The following is a 10,770-nucleotide window of genomic DNA, read 5'->3' as shown; positions in this document are numbered from 1 at the left end:
CCTTTGTATTGGATTTGGATGTGTATTACTACCTCCAACCATTATAAAGGACTTTTTTTGTACAGAAAATAAATTTTTAGAATATTCCATTTAAAACCGTAGGTTGAAATATTTTTATGCAACACTAGTGATATCATTTATATCATATATTGGAGGTACTTATGACTAGAGATGAGACAATGTTTTATACTTACATAGATGAATGTAAAACTAATTATTTTGTCACAGAATTTTATAAGAATAATAGAAATAATGAAATTTATAATTTTTATTCACTATCAAGCGTTTCTTTTAAATCAGAGGAGTATTTACATAGATTTGAAGAAAGATGGTGTCAATTTAAAGAAAAGTTCAATATTCCAAGTAATACATGCTTGCACTTCGCAGAATATAAAAAATTATTATCAAGTAACCATGTGAAAAATATTGAATTAGCAATTAAACAAAAATTAGAAATTTTTCATGATAATAATCATGTAGATATAGCAAGGTTAGAAAACATTCTGAATAATAGTCCCTCATCATTCACAAAGGATTTGGAAAAAATAAAAACTTCAGATAAAGAAATTTATCAAGAATATAAAAAGCTTTTTAATAGATATACTAAGAAAACTTTAGGAATAGATGAAAAAGATATAACAGCATACAATCTGTTTTTAGATTCTTCCAGTGAATTTAACATAAGAATCGTTCATAATTTTTTTTTAGAAATGAAAAAGGTTCTGAAAGAATCAAACTTTTCTATTTTGAATACAGATTATATTAATAAAAAAAAATCATATTTACCTATAAGAAAGAATACAGAAAAGCCAGAACTCACTAGTCTAACACATCGTCCTGCTAAAAACCTAAGTAAAGATGAACCAAGAATCACAATGAAGAAACATTTAGACATACTAATTGAATTTCTTATATCAAGGGAATTCGAGGGAAATATATATCTTGACGAAAATTTACCAAAAACTACATATAGTAAATTACGATTTGACGCAGATGGTAAAGAATTTGAAGCAAAAAATGATTTAAAAACGGCATTTCATGAATGTTTGACAACGGGAACAGAAAGGTTTGTACAAGAAACTGCAGTAGCTTTATTGGATGAAATTCGATTTATTAGAAAAGAAGAAGTAGGTAGTGGTAATAATCCGCCACATTGCGGATCAGAGGTAGTAGATTTTTTATGTTCATTAGTGTGTACCGGAACTAGAATTGATTATTTACACAAAAATAGTGTAATTTCTAAAGAAGATTTCCCTAAAGCTAAATATACAACATTAAGTTTTGAACAAAATTTGAGTGATATTTCTTTTCAGGATATTATCGAAGACAAACTATTTCTTGCAACCACAATAGATTATAGTTAAAAATGAACAAAAAAAACTCGCCAGATATTATCCGCGAGGCTCGATATAGCAGAAAACATTCCCTATACCTGATATTTATTATAGACAGTCTCATTAAATTTTGCAACTATTTTAATTAAATACTGAAAAAATAAGTTAATACTAAGATTATATAACTTTATGGAATTGAGGAATAACATTGGGAAAAGAACTTAACCAGGCACTCTTCAGTGCGGCAGATAACTTACGAAGCAAGATGGATGCATCAGAATACAAGAACTATCTACTAGGATTAATCTTCTATAAGTATCTTTCAGACAAGATGTTGAAGAAGGTGGTTGAGCTGAGCTATGAAGATGAGGCATTGTACAGCACAAAAGAGAAACAGACAGAGCTTTATACGTCACTTATCTCAAATGAAGATACAGCGGAAGATCTGAAAGCTACATTAATTGATACATTAGGGTACGAAATTGAACCTGATTATCTATTTAATATGTTGGCTGAAAAAGCGAAGCTGAATACATTCCAGATTGATGATATGAAGAAGGCTTTTGTTCAATTATCGGCTAACTTTGAACAATTTACAGGATTATTTGATGATATCGATCTGAACTCCAACAAACTGGGTACAAGTCCTCCACAGAGAAATATCACTATAACGGAAGTTATCAAGAAATTGAATGATATCGACTTACTTAATCACGAAGGTGATGTCATTGGTGACGCCTATGAGTTCTTAATTGGACAGTTTGCTTCAGAGGCAGGGAAAAAAGCAGGCGAATTCTACACGCCTCACATGGTATCTGATATGATGGCTCAGATTGTCACTATCGGACAGCAGGATAAAAAGATTTTCTCAGTATTTGACCCTACAATGGGCTCAGGGTCACTCATGTTGAATGTCAGAAACTATCTGAATGATAGAACAGTGATTAAGTATCATGGTCAGGAACTTAATACAACAACATATAACCTGGCGAAGATGAATCTGATTCTTCATGACGTGGATGCAAAGGATATAAACCTAAGAAATGGTGATACATTGGATAGAGACTGGCCGACTGATGAACCTTATACCTTTGATGCAGTCGTGATGAACCCACCATACTCTGCGAAATGGTCTGCGGATCAGACATTCTTAGATGATTCACGCTTTAACCGTTATGGACGACTTGCGCCTAAGACGAAAGCTGACTTTGCCTTCCTTCTCCATGGTTACTATCATTTGAAAGAGACAGGTACAATGGCTATCGTATTACCTCACGGTGTACTTTTCAGAGGTGCAGCTGAGGGAGAAATCCGTAGAAAATTACTGGAAGATGGTTCGATTGATGCAGTCATCGGTGTCCCGGCGAACCTGTTCTTTGGGACAAGTATTCCTACTACAATCATCATCTTGAAGAAGAACAGAACGAACCGTGATGTATTATTCATTGATGCAAGTCATGAGTTCACAAAGATGAAAGCGCAGAATGTCCTGACAAAAGAGAATGTGACAAAGATTGTGGATGCCTATAAAGGTAGAGAGAACATTGATAAATTTGCGTATCTTGCGTCATTTGAGGAGATTAAGGAGAATGACTATAACCTTAATATTCCAAGATATGTGGATACATTTGAAGAAGAAGAACCCATCGATATGATTGAAGTGGCAAAAGAAATTACTTCAATCAGACAGGAGAAAAAGGAACTTGAGAGAAATCTGTTTCAGACAATTAAGTCATTAGAAACATCACCCGAAAATCATGAGTGGCTGCACAGTGCGTTAGAGGTGTTCCGACATGAGTAAAGTACCAGAGATAAGATTCAAAGGATTCACTGACGATTGGGAACAGCGTGAGCTGAATGAAGTGGCAAATAGATTTAATAATTTAAGAGTACCTATAACTTCTAATCACAGAGAAAGTGGTTCTACACCATATTATGGAGCTAACGGCATTCAAGATTATGTTAAAGGATATACACATGATGGAGAATTCTTACTTATAGCAGAAGACGGTGCTAATGATTTAAAAGACTATCCTATCCATTATGTAAGTGGGAAGATTTGGGTTAATAATCATGCTCATGTCTTACAAGCTATTGAAAACTATATGAATAATTATTTCTTGATGTATGCTTTAAAAAAATTAAACATTCAACCGTATTTAGTAGGCGGTGGTAGATCAAAATTAAATTCCGATGTAATGATGAGATTAAAACTATATTTACCTAACCGAGAAGAACAAAATAAATTATCTGCTTTGCTTAAAAATATAGATGAAACAATCACTCTTCATCAGCGTAAGTTAGAGCAATTGCAACAAACCAAGAAAGCATTTCTACAAAAAATGTTTCCGAAAGATGGTGAAACTAATCCGGAGATAAGATTTGATGGATTCGCTGAAGATTGGGAGCAGCGCGAGTTGAGAGAAATTAGTGAGATTAATCCTAAATCGTTGATTCCTGATGAGTTTAATTATGTTGATTTAGAATCAGTAAAAGGCACGGAATTAATGCACACTCAAAAAATAGAGAAAAGAAATGCTCCTTCAAGAGCACAAAGGATAGCAAGAAAGGGAGATATATTTTATCAAACAGTAAGACCTTATCAAAAAAATAATTATTTATTTGATAAATCTGATAAAAACTATGTATTTTCGACAGGGTTTGCTCAATTAAGAACCGATGAAGGTATTGATACAACATACTTATTTAGCTATTTAACCACTGAAAAATTTGTAAAAGTAGTTCTTGATAATTGTACTGGTACTAGTTATCCAGCAATAAACTCAACCACTCTAGGAAAAATTAGTATTAGTATACCTAAAAATCTTGAAGAACAAAGAAAAATTGGTGAGTTTTTTAAGGATATCGACGAGACAATTACCCTTCAACAACGTGAGTTAGACCTTCTGAAACAGACTAAACAGGGCTTCCTTCAGAAGATGTTTCCGAAAGGAGATTAACAGATGAATCACATTTCATTTGAAGATGAACTGGAGATAGAGAGACAGCTAATTACAATTATGGGCGAAGGTCATAATCAGTGGACATTCCGTGAGGACCTGAAGTCTGAGAATGACCTATGGCAGAATCTCAGACAGAAGATTACACAGAACAATCTTGCTGAACTGGCCGATCATTCACTGACAGATAAAGAGTTCGACAAGGTAAGAACGGAGTTACTCAGACTGACTCAGACACCTTTTGATGCTGCAAAATGGCTGAAAGGTGAGAATGGGATAGCACGCATCTCGATTGACCGTGATGATGTTTCGCTGGGAAATATTTCTCTAATTCTTTATTCGAACCAGGATATCGGCGGGGGTATCTCCAGCTATGAGATTGTCCATCAGATTGCGACACAGGGTGCTGACAATAACCGAAACAGACGTTTTGATGTGACCTTACTGATCAATGGTCTGCCTATCGTACAGATTGAGCTCAAGAAATCGAGTGCCAAGGATGGTATCTATCAGGCCTTCAATCAGATTAAGAAGTATGCTGAGGAAGGTCAGTTCAGGAACAATATCTTCTCGACCCTTCAGTTATTTGTCATCTCGAATCTTCAGACGACACGTTACTTTGCTAATGCATTACCGAAGTATATGGATAAGAAGTTTCTGTTCTCATGGCGGACGACTGACAACAAGAAGGTGGATAACCTCTATGAATTCTGTAAACAGGCCCTTAAGATACCGGATGCCCATCGTCTGATTGCGGAATATATGATTGTCAGTGAGGACCAGGACAATAAGCTGCTGATGGTGTTACATCCCTATCAGATTCATGCCATACAGGCGTTGATGACTTCTGCTAATAAACATGAGTCCGGTTATGTCTGGCATGCGACAGGTTCAGGGAAGACACTGACTTCATTCGTTGCGACAAAGTTGTTAGCTAGAAAAGCAGGTATAGATCGTACCATCTTGCTGATTGACCGTAAGGACCTGGATAATCAGACGACCAATGAGTTCACGAAGTTTGCCTCTGAGTTCAATACAGGACAGACCAGCGGGAATGCAGTCTCAAACAGTCTGATTGTAGGGACAGGAAGTACGAGGGAACTGACTCAGGCTCTACTGGCTGATTCCAATTCCAATGTCGTCATCATCACGACACGTCAGAAACTGGATTCTGCGCTGAAATATGCTCAGAAACAGGAGGAACAGAAAGGGACCAATCGTTTTAAGAAGCTGATGGGTCAGCATGTCGTCTTCATCGTCGATGAATGTCACCGTGCAATTTCAGCTGAAAATATGGAGAACATCCAGTCATTCTTCCCGAATTCAACGTGGTTCGGCTTCACAGGGACACCAATATTCGAGAAGAACAAGAAACAGGCGAACGGACGTCTTGCGAGAACCACCTATGACCAGTATGGTCCAGTCCTTCATACCTATACCATCAAGAATGCCCTGGAGGATGGGGCTGTCCTCGGTTTCCAGGTGGAACATGAGAATACGATTAAAAAGGCGACCCTGCATAACTATATCTACGATATGCTGGTGAACAGTGAGGGTTCTTCATCACAGCCTGATTATATCAATAGTCTGATAGATGCCATGACTGAGGAGGAGAAGGAGAAGTATATTCCTTTATCCATCTATGACTCTGATGAGCATATCAAGATGGTCATTGAAAAGATATTCAGACCGGATAATGCCTATACGAAGTTTGATTTCCGTAACGGACTTCCAACTAAGTCGGCCATTCTGACGACTTCATCCATTGATATGGCGAAACGTTATTATCATGCAATCAAGGAGATGACTGCTGAAGAAGGATGGATGGAGGAGAAGTATAAGGACACACCACTTCGCAAAGGGCGTACCATAGAGGACTTTGATTTCCCACGTATCGCTATCACCTATTCGATTGACGAGAACTCAGATAATGCCCATGAAAAACAGGAAGAGATGCAGAACATCATTGAGGATTACAATGATTATTACGGCACTTCATGGAGTATTGATGGGATTGAACGTTATAACGGTGACATCAACAACAGGCTTGCCAAAAAACGTGCTGAGTTTAAGGTGCCCGGCAGACAGATTGATCTGGTCATTGTCGTGGATCGTCTGCTGACAGGATTTGATTCACCTTCCATGCAGACCTTATTCGTGGACCGTAACCTTGAATATGCAGGACTCATACAGGCTTTCTCCAGAACGAACCGGACATTCAAGGATAAGACGAAGGGACTCATCGTGACCTTCAGAAAACCGGCTACGATGGAGAAGAATGTGGAGGAAGCAACCAAGCTTTATTCGAATGCCAATGAAGAGACCGGACTGGTCTATCCGACCTATAAAGAGGCCAAGAAGAAGTTCGAGAAAAGTAACCGTGAACTTCAGTCACTCCTCAAAAGTCATCCTGATATTGATGAACATTCAGATGAATCTATCCAGATTGAGTATGTCAAAACCTATCAGAAGAGTATGAAAGCTTTTGAGGAACTCATCACCTATGATGAGTTCAATGATGATATTCAGCATGAAAAGGCACTAAAGGATAAGATGGCAGTCCTCGAGAACCATAGGGGGAAATATGAGAATGTGAAGGCTAATCTGAAGGAACTGCTGGTGGGACCGGAAGATGAACAGACGTCACTAAGTGAGATAGAGTTCTTTTCAGATGATAACAACAAGATGTATAACATTGACTCGTCCTATATCGATCAGCTGTTGGGGAACTACCAGGCAGACAATGTGACGATAAGAGACGAGATTGAGAAGGCCCTTCAGAAACTGAACAAACCTGTTCAGGTGAGAAAGGTCTATCAGAATATCCTGGATGAAATTGACCAGGATAAAGATAATATACAGTCGGATGTCTTCAGTCTTAAGCGTCAGTTCTTCACGAAGGAAAGAGACCATATCATCGCAGAGTTCGCAGAGGAATACAAAGTGGATGAATATGAGCTTCATTCATCAGCGATGCAGTATACAGCAGGTTCAGAAGAGATTCCGAATATGGGGAATGTGATGGAGAAAATCGACTTTACCTCATACAAGAAAGAGCATCCCGATATGAACCCGTTCAAGTACCGTCAGATGATGAAGAAAAAGTGGAATGAAACATTGAATGAAGAGCTGATTCCACTGGAAAATGAACTAAGATAACTTGATATTCAATACTATTTTCTGTTTAACACCAGGAAGTAGTATTTTTTTATCACTTTACACGAACGTATGTTCTATATTATCCTATTGATGTTATAGAAGTTTTATAAAGATATTTGAGTATTATCTATGAAACCGTTATTACATGAGTTGATATACTGAGTTCTATCGGCCGGGAAAAGGAGCTGGAGCCTGCATGAAACGTAAACTTATCAGACAGGATAAGATATTGTATACAGAAAAAAGAAAACCCTTGAAGGAACACAAAGTAGAGTTATCAGCCAGTTATTTAGACATTGTTGGAAGACAAAGAACCTTACCTACTAGCTCAAAATAATAAGATTACAGGATATATCGACTTGGGCCGTGGTGGTATCAGTGATAGATATCGTGATATTTCTTTATGCTACAGAAGTTACCTCTATAATACAGATACAAATGAAGAAGAACTGAGAAGCAAAATTGAACAACTTCTAGGAATGAAATTAGATATGGAAAAGATAAGGTATTATATCTTGTTGGACGAACTTTTCTAATTGCAAGGAATATAAACCAGGAGGAAGTCATATGGACTATAATGCGTTAATTCCAGAATTTGAAGTGTCAGATATTGAACAGTCGAAGCAGTTTTATATTGATTTATTAGGTTTTAAGCTGGAATATGAAAGACCAGAAGATCAATTTGTTTTTCTGTCAAAAGAAGGTAGTCAGTTAATGCTTGAACAGACGACTGATAAAGAGTTGGTCTACCCATTTGGAAGAGGAGTCAATTTTTCATTTGGTATCAGCGATGTAGAGAATTTGTATGAACAAGTTGTAGCAGCCGAATATCCTATTCATCGACCACTGGTAACTCGTGAATTTAGAGTAGGTGATCACGTTGTTACGCCAAAAGAATTTTCTGTTTTAGATCCTGATGGTTATTTTTTGAGGTTCTCAGATTGAAAACCTGTTAATAGATTTAATAACCCTCTCTTCCATATACATTGGGAGAGAGGATTATTGATCTTATTCTTCTTCAGAAACATATTCCAATATATCGGCAGGCTGGCATTCCAGAACTCTGCATATTTCATCTAATGTAGAAAAACGTATGGCTTTAGCTTTTCCGGTCTTTAGAACTGACAGATTAGCCATAGTGACACCGACTTCTTCTGACAGCTCTGTTAATTTCATTTTTCTTTTAGCTAGCATGACATCTAGATTAACTTGAATGGTCATAGGTCACCTCAAATTGTAAGATCATTTTCGTTTTTGTACGAGATGGCATAAGTCAGCAATTCCTTTAATATAGAGGCAAACATACTTATAACTGTAGTCATGAGACAAATAGATAGTCCTGCAAGTAATAGGGATGGATGTAATGTATCTTCAATGAGTAAAAAGATCATGCCAATCATATATAATATAATGATTGCGAGAGCACATCTTTTAATTTGTTTAAGGGCATTTGTAGAACGAGCTGAGAATACGTTATTCTGCTCTATCAAGTTTAACAGTCGATACGCCTGAAAAAATGAAATTAACAAAGGTAAAAGTGTTAAAATGATTCCAAAAAGTAAAGGATTTTTAAGGTAAGCATATTCTGGATAATGGGCAGCCATACTATTAGCATACAAAGGAAGTACATAAAGGGCCAGGAAGGTAAAAATGATGCCGAGCATAATAATGACAAATTTTAGGAATTTGATATTCTTTGTTCTCATAGTTACACCTCGCAATGATATGATATAAATCATTATAGCATTAATTTATCTTATTTCAATAATAATATATCGATAAACGATAAAAAAGAAAGGTAATAAGATTAAATGAACGAGAATCTTTATCCATTACTCAATAAAAAAGTTTTCATTACAGGTGTAAGCCGGATGAGAGGAATTGGCTATACTGTTGCCACGGAATGTGCAAAGCAAGGAGCATCTGTGTTGATTCATCATTTTGAAGAACATGATGCGAATCAGGAATGGGGAGCGGAACAATTAGAAGGTGTTTTTGATGGTATTAAACAACATTTAGTATCAGGAGCAACGTTTGATCATGTTCATGCAAACTTTGACGAAGAGAATGCCATCGACATTATTAAACAGTTCCTTGAAAAGAACGGCGCTATTGATTATCTCGTCTATAACCATGCATTAGCAGGCTTTGACGGCCCGCTTAAAGAGACAACTGCTGAGAAACTGGATAAACACTGGCGGATTAATACGAGATCCTCAATACTAATGGCTCGGATATTCCTGGAACAGCATCATCAAGCAGAAACTGGGAAAATTATCTTTTTGACTTCCGGGCAAAGTTTAGGACCGATGCCAAATGAGATAAGCTATGCTTTATCTAAAGGTGCATTAGCTGAAATCGTGAAATCACTGGCATCTGATTTGGCAGATAGCAATATCACAGTAAATGCAGTAAATCCGGGAGTGACTAACACAGGATATTTAGACGAGATGGAATCATGGCAGCGTGACAAGAAGACATTTCCATTCGGCAGATTCAGTAAACCGGAAGACGCAGCGAATATCATTACATTTCTACTCTCAGACAAAGGATCCTGGATTACGGGACAGGTGATTAATAGTGAAGGTGGGTTTAGAAGGTGAAAGGGAAATATAATTATGTTTGTCTATCTTCTTAGACATGGACAGGATACATTGGATAAAAGAGGTGGCTGGTCCAGGGAACCACTCACTTCTATGGGTATAGAACAAGTCAAAGAAACCTCCAATAAGCTTAAAGGTATTCAGTTTGACAAGGTACTTAGTAGTGACTTAATAAGAACTGTTGAAACTACTAAAATTTTAAAAGATATACTGAATTTAAAGGACATTGTTTACTATCAAGAACTTCGAGAAGTGAATAATGGAATACTAGCTGGTATGGATAATGAAATTGCTGAAAAAAGGTTCCCAGGTCTATACTGGAATACATTGAAATGGGATGAAAACTATCCAAACGGAGAGAGTCCTAAAGCGTTCTACGAAAGAGTCAAAGTGTTTTGGGAAAGAATTAAAAAAGAAACTCCTGAGGATAGTACGATTCTTATCGTGGCACACCAAGGCGTATTTGAAGTAATTCAGAATCTTGAAAACGGAACAGACTATACTAATAAGAAACAGAGTTATACAGTAAAAACAGGAGAGTTTGTTGTATTAGATATATAAAAATGAAGTGATCATACTTAGGAGAAGGGATTGTAAAATAAACTGTGTAAGTAGAGGGCGTACGACTCTGCTACGCAGTTTATTTTTTTAGTGATAAAATCGAATTAACTTTTTAAGGAGGTCTATAGATGGCTAAGAAAAGACGTGATCCAA

General features: G+C 36.8%; 10 protein-coding genes. 8 read left to right on the top strand and 2 right to left on the bottom strand.

The features are described from left to right. Window positions 1-161 precede the first annotated feature (161 nt). The 6 genes from ERX29_RS10590 to ERX29_RS10565 all read left to right on the top strand — a co-directional run bounded on the left by ERX29_RS10590 (window position 162) and on the right by ERX29_RS10565 (window position 8,398). Window positions 162-1,364 (top strand): hypothetical protein, encoded by a 1,203-nt coding sequence (locus ERX29_RS10590; RefSeq protein WP_133444649.1) that lies wholly within the window; start codon window positions 162-164, stop codon window positions 1,362-1,364. 235 nt (window positions 1,365-1,599) lie between these two features. Then, on the top strand, window positions 1,600-3,135 hold the full coding sequence (locus tag ERX29_RS10585; protein ID WP_424960637.1) for a type I restriction-modification system subunit M: 1,536 nt from the start codon (window positions 1,600-1,602) through the stop codon (window positions 3,133-3,135). Continuing rightward, window positions 3,128-4,294 (top strand): restriction endonuclease subunit S, encoded by a 1,167-nt coding sequence (locus tag ERX29_RS10580; RefSeq protein WP_133444647.1) that lies wholly within the window; start codon window positions 3,128-3,130, stop codon window positions 4,292-4,294. The genes ERX29_RS10585 and ERX29_RS10580 overlap by 8 nt, the downstream gene beginning before the upstream one ends. Before the next feature lie 3 nt (window positions 4,295-4,297). After that, window positions 4,298-7,453, top strand: coding sequence for a type I restriction endonuclease subunit R (locus tag ERX29_RS10575; protein WP_133444646.1), 3,156 nt, complete (start codon window positions 4,298-4,300; stop codon window positions 7,451-7,453). A 299-nt stretch (window positions 7,454-7,752) separates the two neighbouring features. Further along, on the top strand, window positions 7,753-7,989 hold the full coding sequence (locus ERX29_RS10570; protein ID WP_133444645.1) for a protein kinase family protein: 237 nt from the start codon (window positions 7,753-7,755) through the stop codon (window positions 7,987-7,989). Window positions 7,990-8,020: 31 nt separating this feature from the next. Then, a complete protein-coding gene (locus ERX29_RS10565) occupies window positions 8,021-8,398 on the top strand; it encodes a bleomycin resistance protein (protein WP_133444644.1) in 378 nt (125 codons plus the stop codon). A 63-nt stretch (window positions 8,399-8,461) separates the two neighbouring features. Here ERX29_RS10565 and ERX29_RS10560 read toward each other — a convergent pair whose 3' ends face one another. Beyond that, window positions 8,462-8,674, bottom strand: a complete 213-nt coding sequence (locus ERX29_RS10560; protein ID WP_133444643.1) for a helix-turn-helix domain-containing protein — start codon at window positions 8,672-8,674, stop codon at window positions 8,462-8,464. Between the two features lie 8 nt (window positions 8,675-8,682). After that, window positions 8,683-9,159, bottom strand: coding sequence for a DUF2975 domain-containing protein (locus tag ERX29_RS10555; RefSeq protein WP_165981142.1), 477 nt, complete (start codon window positions 9,157-9,159; stop codon window positions 8,683-8,685). A gap of 105 nt (window positions 9,160-9,264) precedes the next feature. Here ERX29_RS10555 and ERX29_RS10550 point away from each other — a divergent pair, with 105 nt between their 5' ends. Both ERX29_RS10550 and ERX29_RS10545 read left to right on the top strand, forming a co-directional pair. After that, window positions 9,265-10,056 carry an SDR family oxidoreductase gene (locus tag ERX29_RS10550; protein WP_133444641.1) on the top strand — a complete coding sequence of 264 codons (792 nt, stop codon included), beginning with the start codon at window positions 9,265-9,267 and terminating at the stop codon, window positions 10,054-10,056. Window positions 10,057-10,071: 15 nt separating this feature from the next. Then, complete coding sequence (locus ERX29_RS10545; protein WP_133444640.1) at window positions 10,072-10,617, top strand: histidine phosphatase family protein; 546 nt, start codon at window positions 10,072-10,074, stop codon at window positions 10,615-10,617. Window positions 10,618-10,770 lie beyond the last annotated feature (153 nt).

Origin of the sequence: Macrococcus lamae, assembly GCF_004359545.1 — a bacterium.
GTDB lineage: Bacteria > Bacillota > Bacilli > Staphylococcales > Staphylococcaceae > Macrococcus > Macrococcus lamae.
Note: the sequence above shows the minus strand (reverse complement) of the source record. Positions and strands in the feature narration are given on the sequence as shown.